The sequence below is a fragment of the Lentzea miocenica genome, assembly GCF_033949945.1.
Classification (GTDB): Bacteria; Actinomycetota; Actinomycetes; order Mycobacteriales; family Pseudonocardiaceae; genus Lentzea; species Lentzea miocenica.
The window spans coordinates 180,530-197,805 of sequence record NZ_JAXAVW010000012.1 but is presented as its reverse complement, the minus strand read 5'-3'; the positions used below and the strand labels follow the sequence as shown (position 1 = coordinate 197,805).

General features: G+C 68.9%; 18 protein-coding genes and 1 pseudogene. 6 read left to right on the top strand and 13 right to left on the bottom strand.

Features of this window, described 5'->3' with window-relative positions:
- Positions 1-58 precede the first annotated feature (58 nt).
- The 8 genes and pseudogenes from SK803_RS16580 to SK803_RS16545 form a co-directional block, all read right to left on the bottom strand.
- On the bottom strand, positions 59-427 hold the full coding sequence (locus tag SK803_RS16580) for a hypothetical protein (RefSeq protein ID WP_319966895.1): 369 nt from the start codon (positions 425-427) through the stop codon (positions 59-61).
- A complete protein-coding gene (locus tag SK803_RS16575) occupies positions 420-1,262 on the bottom strand; it encodes a DUF692 domain-containing protein (protein ID WP_319966894.1) in 843 nt (280 codons plus the stop codon). Before SK803_RS16575 ends, SK803_RS16580 begins: the two co-directional genes overlap by 8 nt.
- The gene (locus tag SK803_RS16570; RefSeq protein ID WP_319966893.1) at positions 1,262-2,152 is read right to left on the bottom strand and encodes a TIGR04222 domain-containing membrane protein; all 891 of its coding nucleotides are present in this window, start codon (positions 2,150-2,152) and stop codon (positions 1,262-1,264) included. The genes SK803_RS16575 and SK803_RS16570 overlap by 1 nt, the downstream gene beginning before the upstream one ends.
- 106 nt (positions 2,153-2,258) lie before the next feature.
- Positions 2,259-2,801 (bottom strand): annotated as a pseudogene (locus tag SK803_RS16565) (TIGR04222 domain-containing membrane protein); the annotation flags it as partial.
- 89 nt (positions 2,802-2,890) lie between these two features.
- On the bottom strand, positions 2,891-3,781 hold the full coding sequence (locus SK803_RS16560) for a TIGR04222 domain-containing membrane protein (protein WP_319966892.1): 891 nt from the start codon (positions 3,779-3,781) through the stop codon (positions 2,891-2,893).
- Positions 3,782-4,039: 258 nt separating this feature from the next.
- The gene (gene msrB / locus SK803_RS16555; protein ID WP_093605244.1) at positions 4,040-4,462 is read right to left on the bottom strand and encodes a peptide-methionine (R)-S-oxide reductase MsrB; all 423 of its coding nucleotides are present in this window, start codon (positions 4,460-4,462) and stop codon (positions 4,040-4,042) included.
- A 151-nt stretch (positions 4,463-4,613) separates the two neighbouring features.
- Entirely contained in the window at positions 4,614-4,904 is a 291-nt protein-coding gene (locus tag SK803_RS16550) for a hypothetical protein (protein ID WP_319966891.1), read from the bottom strand.
- A 23-nt stretch (positions 4,905-4,927) separates the two neighbouring features.
- Positions 4,928-5,881 carry an asparaginase gene (locus tag SK803_RS16545; RefSeq protein WP_319966890.1) on the bottom strand — a complete coding sequence of 318 codons (954 nt, stop codon included), beginning with the start codon at positions 5,879-5,881 and terminating at the stop codon, positions 4,928-4,930.
- A 118-nt stretch (positions 5,882-5,999) separates the two neighbouring features.
- Between SK803_RS16545 and SK803_RS16540 the strand changes: the two genes are divergently transcribed.
- The 3 genes from SK803_RS16540 to SK803_RS16530 are packed head-to-tail and all read left to right on the top strand — an operon-like array spanning position 6,000 to position 10,194.
- On the top strand, positions 6,000-6,653 hold the full coding sequence (locus tag SK803_RS16540; RefSeq protein ID WP_319966889.1) for a GntR family transcriptional regulator: 654 nt from the start codon (positions 6,000-6,002) through the stop codon (positions 6,651-6,653).
- Positions 6,654-6,663: 10 nt separating this feature from the next.
- On the top strand, positions 6,664-7,827 hold the full coding sequence (locus SK803_RS16535) for a helix-turn-helix domain-containing protein (protein ID WP_319966888.1): 1,164 nt from the start codon (positions 6,664-6,666) through the stop codon (positions 7,825-7,827).
- Between the two features lie 33 nt (positions 7,828-7,860).
- A complete protein-coding gene (locus SK803_RS16530; protein ID WP_319966887.1) occupies positions 7,861-10,194 on the top strand; it encodes a helix-turn-helix domain-containing protein in 2,334 nt (777 codons plus the stop codon).
- Here SK803_RS16530 and SK803_RS16525 read toward each other — a convergent pair.
- Entirely contained in the window at positions 10,186-10,566 is a 381-nt protein-coding gene (locus tag SK803_RS16525) for an SsgA family sporulation/cell division regulator (protein WP_319966886.1), read from the bottom strand. The genes SK803_RS16530 and SK803_RS16525 overlap by 9 nt on opposite strands.
- Positions 10,567-10,763: 197 nt before the next feature.
- Between SK803_RS16525 and SK803_RS16520 the strand changes: the two genes are divergently transcribed.
- Both SK803_RS16520 and SK803_RS16515 read left to right on the top strand, forming a co-directional pair.
- The gene (locus tag SK803_RS16520) at positions 10,764-12,716 is read left to right on the top strand and encodes a helix-turn-helix transcriptional regulator (RefSeq protein ID WP_319966885.1); all 1,953 of its coding nucleotides are present in this window, start codon (positions 10,764-10,766) and stop codon (positions 12,714-12,716) included.
- Positions 12,717-12,819: 103 nt separating this feature from the next.
- Positions 12,820-12,948 carry a hypothetical protein gene (locus tag SK803_RS16515; RefSeq protein WP_319966884.1) on the top strand — a complete coding sequence of 43 codons (129 nt, stop codon included), beginning with the start codon at positions 12,820-12,822 and terminating at the stop codon, positions 12,946-12,948.
- 16 nt (positions 12,949-12,964) lie between these two features.
- Here the strand turns inward: SK803_RS16515 and SK803_RS16510 are convergent, their stop codons facing one another.
- From SK803_RS16510 to SK803_RS16495, 4 genes are read right to left on the bottom strand one after another with little or no spacing between them, the layout of a single operon-like run.
- A complete protein-coding gene (locus SK803_RS16510; RefSeq protein WP_319966883.1) occupies positions 12,965-13,525 on the bottom strand; it encodes a helix-turn-helix transcriptional regulator in 561 nt (186 codons plus the stop codon).
- Positions 13,522-14,268 (bottom strand): MaoC/PaaZ C-terminal domain-containing protein, encoded by a 747-nt coding sequence (locus tag SK803_RS16505; RefSeq protein WP_319966882.1) that lies wholly within the window; start codon positions 14,266-14,268, stop codon positions 13,522-13,524. The genes SK803_RS16510 and SK803_RS16505 overlap by 4 nt, the downstream gene beginning before the upstream one ends.
- Positions 14,269-14,284: 16 nt before the next feature.
- Positions 14,285-15,454, bottom strand: coding sequence for an acyl-CoA dehydrogenase family protein (locus SK803_RS16500; protein ID WP_319966881.1), 1,170 nt, complete (start codon positions 15,452-15,454; stop codon positions 14,285-14,287).
- A gap of 9 nt (positions 15,455-15,463) precedes the next feature.
- On the bottom strand, positions 15,464-16,609 hold the full coding sequence (locus SK803_RS16495) for an acyl-CoA dehydrogenase family protein (protein ID WP_319966880.1): 1,146 nt from the start codon (positions 16,607-16,609) through the stop codon (positions 15,464-15,466).
- Positions 16,610-16,668: 59 nt separating this feature from the next.
- On the opposite strand from SK803_RS16495, the gene SK803_RS16490 reads away from it, so the two are divergent.
- A complete protein-coding gene (locus SK803_RS16490; protein WP_319966879.1) occupies positions 16,669-17,268 on the top strand; it encodes a TetR family transcriptional regulator in 600 nt (199 codons plus the stop codon).
- Positions 17,269-17,276: the final 8 nt, after the last annotated feature.

Below are 17,276 nucleotides of genomic sequence, written 5' to 3'. Positions count from 1 at the left end.
GGTGGCTGGGGTCACACAGGGCTGAACGGGGGATTCTTGGTGGGGAAAAATTCGCCCGTCAGTTCGATTGCCAGAACTTCCACCGTGCCTTGCGATTCACCGACAGTTCGCCTGAGGCGCGGCACCATTCGGCGAACGCGGCGGCATCCTCACGCGCGCGAGAGCCCGCATGACGTGGGTGTTCGACGGCGTAGGCGTCGAAGAGCGGCCGGAACCGGTCGCCGAGCTCGTCTGCGACCGCGGGGCCGAGCATCCGCACGATGCCCCGCCGTTTCGACAGCAACGCGCGCCGTTCGACGTCGAGGCGTTGTTCGTCGAATCCCGCCGGAGCAGGTCCTTTCGCGAGCAAAGCATTCAACAGCTCGGCCTGCCGGGCGGCAAGCCTTTCGCGTGCGGCCGAATGCTCATTTCCGGCGATTTCAGGCACGGTGCTTGTCCACGACCGCGCGGATCGCGGCCAGTTCGGACGCGATTTCGGTGTCGGACGGGTAGTTGTCGTCGCGCTCCAGCAGAACACCGGGTGGCTTGACGCGCGAGCACAGTTCGTCGAGAACGCCGAGCACTTCCGGCAGCACCGCGTGGGCGTGGGTGTCGTGGTAGATGTCGCCGTGCTGTTCGCCGCCGGCCACGTGCACGTAAGCCAGGCGCTCCAACGGGATCTCGTCGAGGAAGCGCTCCGGGTCCGTGCCGATGTTGCGGGCGTTCGCGTACAGGTTCGCGACGTCGACGAGCAGCCAGCAGTCCGTGCGCTCGACGAGTTCGGCGAGGAACTGGCCCTCGGACAGCTCCCCGTCCGGCCACTCCAGCAGCGCGGCGACGTTCTCCAGCGCGAGCGGCACTGGCAGGTTCCGCTGCGCCAGCTTGACGTTCTCGACGAGCACGTCGAGCGCGTCCTTGGTGCGCGGCACCGGCATCAGGTGGCCGGATTCGAGGCCGCCCGCCCGGACGAAGCACACGTGGTCGCTCACCATCGGAGCGCCGACGGCCTCGGCGACCTCGCCCAGGTGCCGGACCCGGTCGAGGTCGACCTGGTCCGCGCCGCCCAGCGACAGCGACACGGCGTGGGGGAGCACCGGGATGCCGCGTTCGAGCAGCAGCCTCACCGACTCGGGCAGGTGGCTCCTCTGATCTCCGCGGAGGTTCCCGAGGTGAATGTTTTCAGCGACGATCTCGACGAAGTCCACGCCGGGCAGCCGTTCCACGGTCAGGTCGATCTCCGAGCGCCAGCCGATCCCGACACCCAGGTCCGTGATTCCCGCCATCAGCTGCCTCCTCCGCCACCACCGCAGCTGCTCCCCGATGAGCAGCTGCTGCCGCTGCTCGAAGAACAACTGCTGCTACTGCTACCACAGCTGCTGCTGCCGCACCCGCTTCCGCAGCTCGACCCCGCGGACTTCTTCTTCCGCTTCAGCGGGATCATCTTGACCACGCTCTGGGACAGCTCGAAGAGGTCGCCGACCTTCTGGCTCGCGACGTTGCCGGCGAAGCCGTACAACGCCACGGCGAGCACCCGGTCGCTCGCGGTCACGTTCTTCAGCACGGCCTTGCCCTCTCGGGTGACCGGGCTGCTGCCCCGCGCCCAGAAGCCGATCAGGAGGAAGGCCACCGCGCCGATGAAGAATCCCGGCAGCAGGAAACCGAGCACGGTCAGCAGCACGCCGGCCCCGAGGAAGACCCACCACGCCTGGGCGCGCGGGCGGGCCTTGCGCATGAGGTTGTCGTTGAGCAGTTGCCGGTGCAGCGCCTGCATTTCGGTGCTGTACGCGGCGGTCTTCACGACCTTGTTGAACGACACCGGCGTCTGCACGCTCTTGTGCATGCGCGCCTCAACAGGCGTGTTTCCGCGGTGGCCGTGCTGGTGCACGGCGGACACCCGGCCGTCGCGCGACACCCGGACCAGTCCGGCGTCGAGCAGTCTTGCCAGCGCCGTCTCGGCGGCCCTGCCCGGTCCGGCGCTCAGGTAGCCGACCTCTACGGGGGACAGCTGGGTCCCCTGTGCTGTCATCGGTGTGACCATGGTTTCCCCCTCAACTGCTCGAACTGCTGCAGCTGCTGCTGGAACTGCTGCTGCAACTCGAACTACTGCTGCTACAGCTGCTACTGCTGCTCGAACAACTGCTTGAACTGCTGGAACAGCTCGACGACGAGCCACCGCAGTTGTGATGACTCCAGTCGTACGAGGTGCTGCAACTGCTTCCACACCCGCCACCGTGCGAAGTGGACCGTGTCGTGTGGCGCTTGCCCTGGCGCAGGCCGAACAACGCCACCTGATCCGCACCACTGCGCGGGTTCCTGAACGCGAACCGCAGAACCGTCTTGCCGTGCTTGGTCAGCCGGCCTCTGCCGCGGGTCAGCACGATGAGGACCACCAGGACGGCCGTCAGCACGAACAGCCTCGCGTCGAACGCGAACCCGGCCGGCACGGTGGCGACGGCGAGCAGGAACAGCAGGAACTGCAACCCGTTCCTGCCGTTGCCGTTGTGCCCGCGCACCATCGAGCGGGCGATGAGACCGTGGTGCAGCGCGGCCATCTCGTTGCTGCGCATCGCGACCTGCACGACCTGATGGATCGGGCGAGCGGCACCGTGCAGTCCAGTGAGGACGTACGCCTCCAGCGCTGTCGTTGCGCCGTAGGTGTTCTGGTGGACGGCGGTCACGAGTCCCTCGCGGGAGACGCGCACGAGACCGCCGTCCATCAGCCGGGCGAGCACGGCTTCCGCCGCCCTGCCCGGTCCCCCTGCCAGGAACCCGATCTCCTCCGCTGACCAGACCGTCTGCCGCGGTGTCGAAGACGTGGACATCAGCACTCCCCTCACTGGTGCCGGTGCTTCTTCGACGTGAGATCTACCCCTGGGTTCCTGTTGTTACCTGAAAAGGACCGATCGACGGATCAGCCGCCTCCGCCGCCGCACCCACCACCACAGCCGCCGCCCCCGCCGCAGCTGCTTCCGCTCGAACACGAGCTGGAACCGCCGCCGTCCCCGGTGTAGCCGCCGTAGCTCGAGGACGTGCTGCCGGAGGAGGCGAGCAGCGAGCTGCGCACCGCCAGATCCGGGTAGACGGCCAGGCCGCCGAAGAGAACCAGCCCTGCCGCGCCCGCGTACACGGCCTCGTCGGACGTCGCCGCCCGGTGAGTGCTCGTGGTGCGGGCGGCGTCGAGGACGCTGTTGCCCTTGCTCGTGCGCACGTGCTTGCCGCGTCGCGTGAGGACGAAGATCAGCGCGCCGGTGATGACGAGCTGCAACGTCAGCCAGCCGATGTTCGCGCCGATCGCGATGCCGTTGACCCAGCGGGCGACACCGATCGCGAGCAGCACCCACAACAAGATGGATCCCTTGCGCAGCGCGCTTTTCGCGACGGCCGGGTTGACCACCAGGCCCATGTCCTCGAGCCGCTGGCCGATCGCCAGGACGACGCCGTCCTTGGTGAGGGCGGGGATCATCAGGTTGACCGTGCGGTTGGTGTAGCGCTGGGCGTCGGTGATGACGACGCGGTCCACCGCGTTGAGTGACCGAGTGGTGGACGTGACCTGAACGGTGCCACGCCGTGAAGTGCGAAGCTCACCCGAGGTGAGCAGCCGCGCGATGGCCGTTTCGACCACGCGCCTCGGACCTCCCGCAAGATATGCGAGCTCGTCCATGTCCAGGGAGCGCACGGGCTGGTTGCTGTGACCCGCCCGTACGCGTACCCGAACGACGATCGCGACCAGCACGGCGAGTGCCAGTCCGATCCAGTACAGCTGAAGGAACTCAGGTCCGGACAACCCCCAAGGCCTCTGCATGCGACCCACCCCCTGACTGCCCCGAAAGTGCTTCGGCAGCGTCCATGGTGTGGTCCGGGCCACATGCTCACAAGGCTTGTTGACTAAGCCTTAGGGTTGTCCGGTTTCTGTCACTGATCTGTGGCTGTGACTTACTGTTCGTGGCTAGCTCGACGAGCCGCCGTCGACTCCGCCGGAGCCTTCACCGTCGGTACCGAAGAAGTTCATGGTGCCTCCCAGGTCGGTCCTGGCCGGTGCGGCCGGACTGAGCTCAGTCTCCTATTCGGACGGAACGAGTTTCAAGGAGACGGAGTTGATGCAGTAGCGCTGGTCCGTCGGCGTGGGGTACCCCTCACCTTCGAAAACATGCCCCAGGTGGCTGTGGCATGTGGCGCAGAGCACCTCCACGCGCTTCATCCCGAGCGCGCGGTCCTCACGCAGGATCACCGAATCTCCGGCCAGGGGCGAGAAGAACGACGGCCAGCCGCAGTGCGAGTCGAACTTCGTGTCGCTGCGGAACAGTTCGGCTCCGCACGCACGGCACTCGTAGAGGCCCTCGGTCTTGGTCTCGGTGTACTCGCCCGTCCACGGACGCTCGGTGCCTGCCTGGCGCAGCACCGCGAACTCGGCGGGGTTCAGCTGGGCGCGCCATTCCTCTTCCGAACGCACGACTTTGGGGGTGGCGCCGACAACAGGTTCCATGTCCCTTTATAACGCGGCCACCGTCACGAGGCTTCCCGGCGGCGGTGTGGCGGACGGCGCCGTAAGGGCTCGTTAAGGAGTCGTTCTCGTTTGGGTCGGAAGATGTTGGCGCGGAAGATGTTGGCGCGGAACAGGTTGGCTCGGAACGGGGTCAGAAGATGATGGCGAGGATGTCGCCGAGCGCGAACCAGATCGTCAGGAGCACGCCGAGCAGGATGAGCCCGACGACGATGACGGCCACCAGCCGCTGGTGCCCGCTGGTGCGGTTCGCCGAGTCGGCGAAGTCCTGCACACCCTCCAGGTACCCCTCGACGGTGTAGCCGGGGCGCTGCCGCTTCATCTTGTCGAGATGCTCGGCGAACGCCTGCGTCTCGGGGTCGTGTGGGTCGAGGCCGATCAGTTCCTCCTGGAACTTCTCGCTCTCGTCCTTCGAATCGCCCATGACCACCAGCCTAGTGCCCGGGATCAACCGGCCAGAGCGAGTGCGGGCTTGACGGCGCCGACCGCGCGTCCGTGACCGAGGACCGGCACCGTGGCGAGGTCCTCGACCGAGCTGACGTCCACGCCGAGCCGCTTGAGCACCGCGACGATCACCACTGCACGCGCGCGAGACGAGCCGTCGGCGATCTTCAACGCGACGCCCTCGCCGCTGGGCAGGCCGACCGCGTAGACACCCTCCGCGCCGTCCTTGGCGATGACGCCGGGCAGGGCGTCCATCAACACGGTGACGTCACGCCCGGTACCGCCGACCCACTCAGGGTGCGCGTTCATCGCGGCGGCCACGCGGTGTTCGAGGGTTCCCGCGGGAGCCGCGGCCAGCCGGCCGAACGCCCGAGCGAGCCCGGTGAGGCTGATGGCGAAGATCGGGGCACCGCAGCCGTCCACACCGACCTGGGCGACGGGCTCGCCGGCCACGTCCTCGATGGTCCGGCGCGTGGCGACCTGCAGCGGGTGCGTCGGGTCCAGGTAGTTGTCGGTGGACCAGCCGTTGGCGACGCAGGTGGCGAGCATGGCGGCGTGCTTGCCGGAGCAGTTCATGTACTTCGGCGCGGGGCCGAGGCCGCGGGCCAGGTGCTGGGCGCGGGCTTGCTCGCCGATCGGGAGGTCCGGGGTGCACTGCAGCGCGTCCTCGGTCAGACCGGCGGCGGCCAAAATCTGAAGCGCGCCGGCGACGTGGAAGTCCTCGCCCGAGTGCGAGGCGCAGGCGAGGGCGAGCAACGGGCCGTCGAGGTCGAGGCCGCTGCGCAGCATCGCGAGGGCCTGGAGCGGCTTGTTCGACGAGCGCGGGAACGCGACGTCGCCGGGGCGGCCGATCGACAGGGTGGGGGAGCCCGACGCGTCCGTGGCGACAACGGTGCCGTGGTGCACCGACTCCAGGAAGTCGCCCCGCCAGACCTCTGCCACAACCTCGTGTCCCATGTCGTCCCTCCCGCGCCTGAAGTGCCCGTCAGCTGGCCAAACTGCCAACTGTCGACAGTTGACAACATGGCTAGTGTAACCAGGAGACGGCCGGTGCCGTCCAGATCAGGAGACGAAAGTGACACCTCCGACCCCGCTGCATCTCAGTCTGGCCGGACAGGCCGTGGACGTCTTGCGCGAGCAGGTGCTCACTGGGGAAATCCCTCCAGGCTCCCGGGTCAACGAGGTCGAGGTGGCGCAGAAGCTCGGCATCAGCCGCGGTCCGTTGCGCGAGGCGATCCGGCACCTGGCGTCGGAGGGACTGCTGACGCTGGTGCCGCACCGCGGCGCGTTCGTGCCGAACGCCGACGCGGACGAGGTCAAGGCGCTGTTCGAATTGCGCACCGCCCTCGAGTGCGCCGCCGCGGAACTCGCGGCGTCGCGCCGGACCGACGTCGACCTGGTGCGGCTGCACGAGGTGTGCGCGGAGAGCCGGCGCAACTACAAGGCGGGGCAGCCGTTCCCGTACCGGCTGGACCTCGCGTTCCACCAGACGTTGCTCGACGCGGCACGCAGCGCACGGATCGCCGAGCAGGTACGGCTCGTGCAGCAGCGAGTTGTGCTTCTCCGCAGTGCGCTCGAGGACGACCCGCCGCACCAGCACGCGTCGATGGACGACCACGACGAACTCGTCAAGGCGATCGAGGACGGCGACGCGGCCAGGGCCTCGATCGTGATGCGACGACACCTCTCTCGGGTGTGTGCGCAGATGCTGACGAGTTTGAACCACTAACTTCAGTGATATGACGTTCGGTGGTCTGACGTTCGGGGCGAGGCTCCTGCACCACCGCAAGCACGCCGGGCTCAGCCAGGAGGAGCTCAGCGAGCGGTCCGGGGTCAGCGTCCGCGCCATCAGCGACATGGAACGCGGCCGGGCCCGCTCACCCCAGCGCCGCACCACCGAGGCCCTGCTCGACGCGCTCGGCCTCGACGACCGCGGCCGTGAGGAGCTGCGCGGGCTCGCCCGCACCGGCCGGATCGCGCCGCGGAACCCGGTCTGGTCGTTGCCGCTGTACGTCGCGGACCTCGTCGGCAGGGACGCGGAACTCGACACGATCGCCACCACGCACGACCGGCTCGTGGTCGTTCACGGCGCGGCGGGCACGGGCAAGACGAGCCTCGCCGTGAAGGCCGCCCATCTGCTGGAGAGCCGTTTCCCGGACGGACAGCTGCTCATCGAACTCGACGGCGACGCGCCGCTCGAACGGTTGCTCAAGGACCTCGGCGTCCCCGCCGCGCACATGCCGGAGGACGCGAACGGCCAGAGAAGGCTGTACTTGTCGTTGCTCACGGGGAAGCGCCTTCTGCTCGTGCTCGATGGTGCGAGCACGGAGGAGGAGTTGCGCACGCTCGCGGCTGACGAACCGGGCTGCCTCACGATCGTGACGTCCCGGCGCAGGCTCGGCGCGCCCACCCGGATCAGGCTCGGCGGGCTCACCGAAGACGCGGCCGTCGAGTTGCTCGCGTCGATCATCGGGCAGCAGCGCGTCGATGCCGATCTGCCCGCCGCGCACGAACTCGTCCGGTTGTGCGGGATGTCGCCGCTCGCGTTGCGGATCGCGGGCAACCGGCTCGCCAGCCGGCCGCGGTGGCCGCTGCGGCACCTGGTGGAGCAGATCGAGGAACGCCGCCTGGCCGCGCTCACGGCGGGCGATCTCGACGTGCGCGGCGCGTTCGAGGTGTCGCTGGCGCACCTGCCGGAGACCGCGCGGCTGGTGTTCCGGCGGCTCGGGCTGCTCGCCGGCACCCGCGTCACCGCTGAGGTCGCCGCCGGACTCGCGGGCATCGGCGTCGCCGAGGCGGAGCGGGCGCTGGAGGACCTCGCCGACGTCGGCCTGCTCGACGCCGACGACCACGGTTACTCGATCCACGGCCTGGTCAGGACGTTCGCCAACAGTCTCGTGTGAGCGCGTTTCAACATCATCTGCCAGGGTGATCAGGTGCGCGCGACCACCTTCAGCGAGTTCCTGCGCTTCTACCGGCGCCGGGCGGCACTCACCCAGGAGGATCTCGCCGCACGCACCGGCCTGGGCGTGCGCACGCTGAGCGATCTGGAACGCGGCCGGGTGCATACACCTCAAGTGCATACAGTCGACCTGCTGGTGGCCGGGCTCGGTCTGGACGGCGTCGAGGCCGACGAGTTCGTCGCGCTCGCCAGGTCCGCGGAGGCGGCGCAACCCCATCCCGAACGCACCGACTGCGCGACACCGCCCGCCGGGACCCTGGTCGGCCGGGAGCCGGAACAGCAGGAGCTCGCCGAGTGCATCAGCCGTGCGGCGTCGTCGTCGGTGCTGGACGTCGTCGTCGTGCACGGACCTCCGGGCGTGGGCAAGACCTCTCTCGCGGTGGACGCGGTGCACCGGTTCGCCGGCCGGTTCACCGACAGCAGCCTCCACCTCGACCTGCGCGGCATGGACCCGACCCCGCTGTCCGCGGAACGGGCGATCGCGCGGCTGCTGAGGGCGTTCGGCGTCCCGGACGCCCGGATGCCGTCCGATCCGGGTGACCGCGTCCGCCTCTACCGGTCGATGCTGCGCGAACGGACCGTGCTGCTGGTGCTCGACAACGCCGCGAACGAGGCTCAGGTCCGGCCGTTGCTCGCCGCCAGCCCCGGTTCGCTCGTACTGGTGACCAGCCGCAACGTGCTGGCGGGCCTGGACTCCCGGCACCGCCTCTACCTCGGCCCGCTGCGGCACGACGGCGCCGTGGCACTGCTCGCCGCGACCGCCGGTGCCGACCGGATCCAGGCGGATCTGCGATCGGCAGACCTGGTCGCGGGGCTGTGCGGCGGCGTTCCGCTGGCGCTCGCCATCGCGGGTCACCGCCTGGCCGGCCGCACCGCGTGGTCGTTGCGCCGCCTCGCCGGCCAGCTCTCCGACGAACGTGAACGCCTCGACGTGCTCGCGACCGGAGACGTCCAGGTCCGTACGGCGTTCGAGCTGTCCTACCGCCTGCTCGCCCCCGGAACCGCGGCGATCTTCCGCAGGCTCGCGCTGATCCACGGCCCGGACACGTCCGTCGCGCTCGCCGCCGTCGCCGCGGACGTCCCGGCCGACGAGGCGGAGACGTTGCTGGAGGAACTCGTCGACGCGAGCCTCCTCCGTCCGGACGTCCCCGGCCGGTACTCGTTCCACGACCTGATCCGTGACTACGCGCGCGAACGCTTGCACAGCGAGGAGCCCGACCTCGACAAACACCGCCTGCGCACGCGCGATTGGCTGCTGACCACCGCGATGGGATGCGCGTCGGCGTTCCTCCCCGACGACAAGGGCGCGTCGGATCTCGCGAGCGCGGATCGGTGGTTGTCCGCCGAACTGGCGAACTGGCGTGGCGCGTTCCGCGAGGCGATCAACGACGAGGCGCACGAGCAGGTGCTGGGGCTGGCGCGGTCGATGCACTGGTACTCCGACCACCGCGGGACGGGCGACCTGTGGCTCGAGGTCTACACGGCGGGCGTCGGTGCGGCGGGGGAGTTGGGTGAACTGGAGCAGCAAGCCCAGCAGCTCAACTTCGTGTGCTGGGTCTACGTCGCCCGCCACACGCACATCCCGCAGGCCATGCGGTGGCATGAGGAGGCGTTGCGGGTCGCGCGGGAGTGCGGCTCGCTGGCGGAGACGGCCTGGGCGCACTACTACCGGTCGGCCATCGAGACCCGCCTCGGCGACCACGCGGAGGGCGTGGCCCACGCCAGGCGCGCCGCCGAGCTGTTCCGGGAGGCCGGCCAGCCGATGAACGTGGTGCTCGCCTTGTCGTACAGCGGTGTTCTGTTGCAACGGCTTGGTCGCTACGTCGATGCGGTCGAGACGCACCGGACGTGTGTCGCGGAGGAACGCACGCTGCGTGGGGCTGAACGCGGCGTGGCGTTGGAAAACGCCGCACAGCTGGTTCTTCGGCTGGCTGACGCTCTCGTGGCGGCTGGAGACCACGAGGCAGCGCTCGACGCGGTGGCGGAGGCGGAGGCGCTGACCGGGCGGGGGTCGGCCAACCTGCGGTCGATGGCCCGGCTCACCCGTGGCCGGACGCTGCTCGCGGCGGGCCGGCTCGCCGAGGCGCGCGAACAGCTGACCGTGGCGGTGGAGTCGCTCGCCGACCCGGAGGTCAAGGTGGCGGTGCTGATGGAGCTCGCCGGGCTCTGCGACCGCGTGGAAGACCGCGACGCGGCGATCCGGCATCGCGTGCGCGCATTGGCCGAGAGCGAACGCTACGAATCACCCGGCATGACCAAACTTCAGCACGAGGTGGCCAATGCGCTTGGAATCAACGTGTCAACGTAGGACCGTGCTGAGGAACGCATCAGCGTCGAAATGTTCGGTACCGGGCGGCACCAGCCGATAAGTGGCATCGAGGAACTTCCGCAGCGTGCCTCTCGTCAGCCGGAACACCGTCACGTGCCGGTCGGAGACCAGTTCCAGCACCAGCGCCCGGCCGTGCGGGCTCAACCGCACGTCGCCCTCGCCGGACGCCTTGGTCATGCCCTCGGCGAGCAGATCCCTGCCCATGACCCAGGTGGCGACCGCGCCGCCCGAGTGGAACTTCATCGTCACCGCGAACGGGTCGTCCGCCTGGTAGATCAGCTCGGTCTCCACCGGAGCGGTGGTGCCGCTCGGCCGGACGAAGTCGAAGACGGTGCGTGACGCGACCCGCATCGGAACTCCCTGAAGTGTTCGCTTGTGTACTTCAGTTCTCACGCAAGGGGTGCCGAATTGGTTCAAGGTTTCCCGTTGCCATTACCAATTGATCGGTCGAACAGTTCTGGTTCAGGTGTGCGAACGGGCAGACCTGCGGAACTTCTGCCGGTGCTTCTGCATGGTCCTTCTCTGCCGCTCACGATTTGCTGGATGGCATGGTTGCCCCACTTCGCCCCGGCCTCGTCGACACCGCCGTGCGCCAGGCGGGCGGCCTGCTCGTGGGCCGTGAGCGGGAGATCGCCGTCTTGACAGACGCGCTTGGCGATGCACGGTCGTGCGTGGTCTACGGCGCGACTGGGATGGGCAAGAGCGCGCTGCTGGCCGTCGCGTCGTCGATCGCGGTGCGTAGCGGGTTGCGGCCGGTGCGCGGGCTACGGGCGTTGGCAGGGGTCGACCGGCACACCGTGCTCGTGGTGGACGACGTCGAGCAGCTCTGCGCGGAGGAGACCGAGCGGCTGTCGCGGTTCCCCGGAGTCGTGGTGCTCGGCGGTGACGTCGATCCGGACGCCATGGACCTTGCGGTGGACGCCGTGCGGGTGCCGTTGCGGCCGATCGGCGCCGAAGCGGTGGCCGAGCTGATCCGGCGCCGGTTCGACGTCGAGTCGCCCGAGCTGACCGCGTTGTGCCTGCACTTCAGCGGCGGTGCGCCCGGTGTGGTCAGCGACGTGCTGGACCTCGTGCCGGACCTCTCGTCGTGCGACGCGCTTGCCGGGTTGCGGTTGCCACGGCTGTTGCGTGCTGTGCGGCGCCATTGGCAGGTGCTGGACGCCGACGCGGCGACCGTCGCCCGCGCGCTCGCCGTGCTGGGAAGCGCGCCGCTGGACCTGCTGTGCGCGGTCGCCGGAATGGGGTCGCACCAGACGCTGGCCGCGTTCGAACGGCTCGTCGACGCACGTCTCGCCGTCGCCGATCCGATGCGGATCCAGTCGCCGGCACTGGGTCACGCGATCCGGCACGAGATGGCACCCGAGGCGCGGGAGCACTTGCACCGCAAGGCTTCGGACGTCATGCATCGGCGGTGCGACCCGCCGGCCGCTGTTGCCGACCACATCGTGGCGTGCGCGGAACCTGTTGGGGCGCAATGGGTCGCTCCGGTGTTGCAGAGCGCGGCGCGGCTGCATCGGGCGGCTGGTCGGCCGGCCCGTGCGGCGACATGCCTGCGCGCGGCTCTGCGGGAACCGATGGACGGACCGACCGCGGCGCAGGTGGCGATCGCGATGGCGGATCTGCACGTGCGGTGCGGGATCGCGCCAAGGGCCGATGAACTTGCGCGGCAACGACTTTCCGTCGACGGTGACGCGCTGGACTGGCTCGCCGTGGTGGCGCTGGACTGGCAGTGCGACGAGGACGTCCTGGACGTTCTGGGGAGTGCCCCTGACCTTCCCGCAGACCCCGAGCAGGCGCTCCGCGATCTTCCGGAGAGCGGGCCGCGACTGTTGCCGGCCCTCTTTCTAGCCGGACTTGGACTTGTGCTCGCCGAATCCGTCGCGGTGCTGGATCTCGCGCCACGGCTGCGAACCCGGCTCGTCGGTGCGGAGAACGACTGGCTGGTGGCGCTGGAGATGTGGGCGCACCGGGCGAACGGCGACCACGCGGCGGTGTTCCGGCTCATGCGCGATCTCGCCCAGGCGTCACCGGCGCGAGGCTGCGTGGCGTTGGGCGTGGCGGCGTTCGTCGCGTCCTGTGTGGACAACGGTCGCGCGGGTGAGGCGCGGGAGATGTTGGTACGCCTTGGTTACACGGGAACGTTGCCGCCCGCGTGGGTGTGCGCGTTGTTGCTGCATCACCGGGCACGCATGCACCTCGCCCTGGGTGCGCCGCGGGCCGCGCTGGCCGACGCCGAACGGGCCGGGGCGCCCGAACTGCTCGACGAGGCCAGGGCCGCGCTGGAGGAGCCGTATCGGCCGGTGCGCGGGGCGGCGTGGGGAAAGCTGACGCCGCACGAGGCGCGCATCGTGCGGTTGGTGCTGGAAGGGGAGACGAACCGGGTGATCGCGACGCGGTTCAACGTCACCCAGCGCGCCGTCGAGCTGCACCTGACCCGTGTGTACCGCAAGGTCGGCATCAACCGGCGCGTGCAGCTGTCGTCGGTGTTCAGCCCCAGTTGAGACCCGCCATTTGAGATTCGTCGCCACCCAAACGGACGTGAACCTCGTATGGCGTTCCCGACGTTCTTTGCGAACAACAGCAACGAAACGACGGGAGCTCACGATGTCCGGCCGCTCTGACGACCAGCCCCAGCAGACCCCGATCGTGCCGGCGATGCCCGAGCACGACGTCCAAGACGTTCTGCACGGCACCATCACGTGGGACCAGTACTACAGTTCCGACGCTGCTTGAGTTACGACAGGTTGACCTACAACAGGCCGGACCGGATCGCCCACGCCACGGCGTGCACCCGGTTGCGCAGCCCGAACCGTTCCAGCAGCTGGTGCAGCGCGTACTTCACGGTCCGCTCCGAGCAGAACAACCGCGCGGCGACCTCCGCGATCGTCGCGCCGTCGGCCAGCAGCTTCAGCAGCTGCAGGTCGCGGTCGTTCAGCACCGGCGCCCGGTCCTGCACGGCTTGTCCGCCGACGAGCAGCTTGATCAGGCGTTCGGCGTTGACGTCCGCGCGCCGCACCGGAGTCGCGAGCCCGGCCTGGGCCGCGATAGACGGTGTGAGGTCGTGCACCCGTGCCGCGATCACCACGATCCTGCCCGAACCGGTGGCCCGCAGCCGTGCAGCCTGTTGCGTGCAGAGTTCGTTGACGACGGCGAGCAGCACATGTGCGTCGGTGCGGTCTTGCACGACCTGCACTCGTGGGGAGTTCTTCAGCAGGTGTGCCACGCCGGCGGCGCTGATCAGGTCACGGGACTCGACCGCGACGCGCACCGGTTCGATTCCGATGTCCGCGGTCGCCAGGGCTGTGCTCATGATGCCGATCGTGCAGGCTTTCCGCGGCTGTCCACTTCGGAAAACCGAACTGATCCGATGAGCACCTGCCTGTCGCCCGCGAACGTGCGGAACTCACCGGTCGGCCAGTGCTCGATCCGGAGTTCGTCGCCGGGGAACACGGGTGCGGTGAACTTGGCGTGCAGCTCGGTGAAGTCCTTGCCGCGCACGGTGATCCCGAGCGTGCACAGGCCGTGCAGGATCGGCCGGTCGAATCCGGCTCTGGCGGCGAACTCCCGGTCGTGGTGCATCGGGTTGACGTCACCGGTCTCGCGATAACGCAGCGCCTGGTCGGCGGACGTCTGGAAGAAGCTCACGGCCGGTTCGTCCGGCGGTACCTCGAACGTGCGGGTCTCGCCGCGTTCGCCGCCGAAACCACCTTCGCCCTTGATGAAGCACGACGACCGCGTTCTCGCGTACTCCGACTCCCAGGTGCTGACGACGAGAGCGCCGGAGCGTTTGTCGTAGATGTCGGTCACGGTCTTGGTGACGACCGTCGAGCCGTGTGCCGGAAGCTTGCGGTGCAGCCACAACGACTGTTCGGCGTGCAGGACCTGGGTCATGTCGGCGCCGGTCAGTCCCAGTTGCGGGCCGCCGTGCTGGAGCAACGGGATGGCGAACGCGGGGGAGTAGGCCCCGACGGCCGCCCCGAACACCTCGGCGTCGTCGGCCGACCAGGTGCGGACCTGTCGTTCGACGACGCCGAGGATGTTGTGTCGCAGCATTTCCCCAAGATAGGGGCTAACCGAGCGTGCCGCGGACGTTCGCGTGCCCCTTGAGCAGGTTGCGGGCGATCGTGCGGCGCTGGATCTCGTCGGTGCCCTCGTAGATCCGCAGCAGCCGCAGCTCGCGGTACCAGCGCTCGATCGGCAGCTCACGGGTGTAGCCCATGCCGCCGTGGATCTGCAGCACGCGGTCGACGATCTCGTTGGCCTTGATGCCGCCGTAGAGCTTCGCGATCGACTGCGCCTGCCGCGAGTCCTTCTTCTGGTCGACGAGCCATGCGGCGTGCAGCACGAGCCAGCGCAGCGCCTCGATCTCGACCGCGGAGTCGGCGATCATCCACTGGATGGCCTGGTACTCGGCGATGGGCTGGCCGAACGTGACGCGGTTCTTGGCCTGCTCGATCGCCATCTCGACCAGCCGCTCGACGCTGCCCAGCGCGCGGGCGGGCAGCAGGTAACGGCCCTGGCCGATCCACTGCATCGCCAGGTTGAAGCCCTTGCCGAGCTCGCCGAGGATGTTCTCCTCCGGCACGCGCACGTTGTCGAACACGAGCGCCGCCGGGCCCCACTGGCCCATGGTCGGGATGGGCTCGGACTTCCAGCCCATGTCGCGGTCGACCAGGAAGCACGTGACGCCGCCGTCGGCGCCCTTCTCCTTGTCCGTGATCGCGAACACCATCACGAAGTCGGCCTCGTTGCCCTGCGTGATGAACGTCTTCTCGCCGTTGATCACCCACTCGTCGCCGTCCTTCACAGCGGTCGTGCGGATGGCCTTGGCGTCACTGCCCGCGCCGGGTTCGGTGATCGCGAAGCACGACACGCGCTCGCCGGAGATCGTCGGCAGCAGGTAGCGCTGCTTCTGCTCCTCGTTGCCGTGGAACAGGATGTTGTCCGCATACCCGCCGAACCGGAACGGGACGAAGCTGCGCCCGAGCTCGGCCTCGATGAGCGCGGTCATCATCCCGCCGAGCCCCATGCCGCCGTACTCCTGCGGCGTCAGCACACCGAAGAACCCGGCCTGCTTCGCCTTGTCCTGCAGGGCTTTCAGCTCGTCCTTCGGCAGGCCGGGCTGGCCGGCGCGCTCGCGGCGCAGCACCTCCGGCTCCAGCGGGATGATCTCCTTGCGCACGAAGGTCCGCACCCAGTCGCGGATCTCCTTCTGCTCTTCGTCGAGCGTGAAGTCCATTTCTGCCCCTTAGACGAACGCGTTGATGCCCGTCAGCGCACGGCCGATGAGCAGTTTCTGGATCTGACTGGTGCCCTCGTAGAGGGTGGTGACACGGGCGTCCCGCAGGAACTTGCCCACGGGGTACTCGTCGATGTAGCCGTAGCCGCCGAAGACCTGGATGGCGCTGTTGGCGACCTTGACCGCGGCCTCGCTGGCGTAGAGCTTGGCCATGCTCGCTTCAGTGCTGAACGGCTGCCCGCGGTCAGCGAGGTCGGCGACGCGCCAGGTGAGGAGCCTGGCGGCGTCGGTCTCCACGGCCATGTCGGCGAGGAGTTCCTGGACGAGCTGGAAGCCCGCGATGGGCTTGCCGAACTGCTCGCGTTCCTTCGCGTACTGGAGCGCGGCCTCGAAAGCACCTCGCGCGGCGCCGACGCAGCCCGCCGCGACGGACATGCGGCCCTTGTCGAGCGCGCCCATCGCGAGCTTGAAGCCCTCGTCGCTGAGCAGGGCGTCCGCGGGTACCTCGACGTCGTCGAGGGTGATCTCGGCGGTGGCCTGGCCGCGCATGCCGAGCTTGCCCTTGATCTCGGTGGCGGTGAAGCCCGCGGTGTCCGTGGGGACCAGGAAGGCGCTGACGCCCTTCGGCCCCGGTCCTCCGGTGCGGGCGAACACCAGCGCGACGTCCGCCCACGTGCCGTTGGTGATGAAGACCTTGCGGCCGTTGATGCGGTAGCCGTTGTCCGTTCTGGTGGCTTTGGTGACGAGGCTGCCCGCGTCCGATCCGGTGCCGGGTTCGGTGAGCGCGAAACAGCCGATTCGGGTGCCCGCGGTGAGGCCCGGCAGCCAGCGTTGTTTCTGCTCTTCGGTGCCGTGCTTCGCGATCGACTTCGCGACCAGTCCCAGCGACACCGAGATGATGCCTCGCACCGCCGAATCGCCGCGGGCGACCTCCTCGAGCACCAGGCAGTAGGCGAGGTTGTCGCCGCCGGAGCCGCCGTAGCGCTCGTCGATGCCGAGCCCGAGGAACCCGACCTCTCCCAGCGCCGGCACCAGCTCTCTGTCGATCGCTTCCTCACGGTCCCAGCGCGTGGCGTGGGGGACGATCCGCTCCTCCGTGAAGCGGTGCGCCAGCTCCTTGAGCTGCCGGTGTTCGTCCGAAAGCGTCAAGTCCAACCCAGAACTCCCGACTGGTGCGGCCTCCCGATTAACCGAACAGTGTTAGGTTAACTCACATGCCCCGGCCGAGCACCCCCCTGCTGAGCCCCGACCGGATCAGGTCGGTGGCTCTGGAGATCATCGACCGCGACGGCCTCGACGGCCTGTCCATGCGCAAGCTCGCCGCCTCGCTGGGCGTGCAGGCGGCATCGCTTTACGGGCACGTCCGCACCAAGGACCAACTGCTCAACGACGTCGCATCCTCCATACTGTCTACAGTCGACGTGTCAGGGTTCACCGTCGACTGGCGTGAAGGCTTGATCCGATGCGCGCGCTCGTACCGTGCGGCGCTCTCGTCACACCCGAACATCGTCCCGTTCCTGGCGTACGGCCCGGCGGGTCGTGACGAGTCGCTGAAACGACTGGACATCCTGCACGGCGCGTTGGTCGACGCCGGCTGGTCACGCCGAGAAGCCACGATGATCGCCGCGGGCCTCATGTACATCGTGTTCGGTTCGGCGCTGAGCTCGTTCTCCAGCGGCTTCTCCGCCGACCCCGCCGACTACTCCGGCCGCTATCCGCACCTGGACCGAGCCCACCTGCTGCCAGGCGTCGCGCGCGAACTGGACCGCGACAGCTTCGAGCTGGCGCTCGCGGCGTTCGTGCGCGGCCTCTAGTGTCTTGG

Coding starts and splice junctions, on each gene's coding strand:
- SK803_RS16575 (WP_319966894.1), bottom strand. CDS start 1,262: ATGGCGGGAATCACGGACCTGGGTGTCGGGATCGGCTGGCGCTCGGAG.
- SK803_RS16560 (WP_319966892.1), bottom strand. CDS start 3,781: ATGCAGAGGCCTTGGGGGTTGTCCGGACCTGAGTTCCTTCAGCTGTAC.
- msrB (WP_093605244.1), bottom strand. CDS start 4,462: ATGGAACCTGTTGTCGGCGCCACCCCCAAAGTCGTGCGTTCGGAAGAG.
- SK803_RS16550 (WP_319966891.1), bottom strand. CDS start 4,904: ATGGGCGATTCGAAGGACGAGAGCGAGAAGTTCCAGGAGGAACTGATC.
- SK803_RS16545 (WP_319966890.1), bottom strand. CDS start 5,881: ATGGGACACGAGGTTGTGGCAGAGGTCTGGCGGGGCGACTTCCTGGAG.
- SK803_RS16535 (WP_319966888.1), top strand. CDS start 6,664: ATGACGTTCGGTGGTCTGACGTTCGGGGCGAGGCTCCTGCACCACCGC.
- SK803_RS16525 (WP_319966886.1), bottom strand. CDS start 10,566: ATGCGGGTCGCGTCACGCACCGTCTTCGACTTCGTCCGGCCGAGCGGC.
- SK803_RS16520 (WP_319966885.1), top strand. CDS start 10,764: ATGGTTGCCCCACTTCGCCCCGGCCTCGTCGACACCGCCGTGCGCCAG.
- SK803_RS16515 (WP_319966884.1), top strand. CDS start 12,820: ATGTCCGGCCGCTCTGACGACCAGCCCCAGCAGACCCCGATCGTGCCG.
- SK803_RS16510 (WP_319966883.1), bottom strand. CDS start 13,525: ATGAGCACAGCCCTGGCGACCGCGGACATCGGAATCGAACCGGTGCGC.
- SK803_RS16505 (WP_319966882.1), bottom strand. CDS start 14,268: ATGCTGCGACACAACATCCTCGGCGTCGTCGAACGACAGGTCCGCACC.
- SK803_RS16500 (WP_319966881.1), bottom strand. CDS start 15,454: ATGGACTTCACGCTCGACGAAGAGCAGAAGGAGATCCGCGACTGGGTG.
- SK803_RS16490 (WP_319966879.1), top strand. CDS start 16,669: ATGCCCCGGCCGAGCACCCCCCTGCTGAGCCCCGACCGGATCAGGTCG.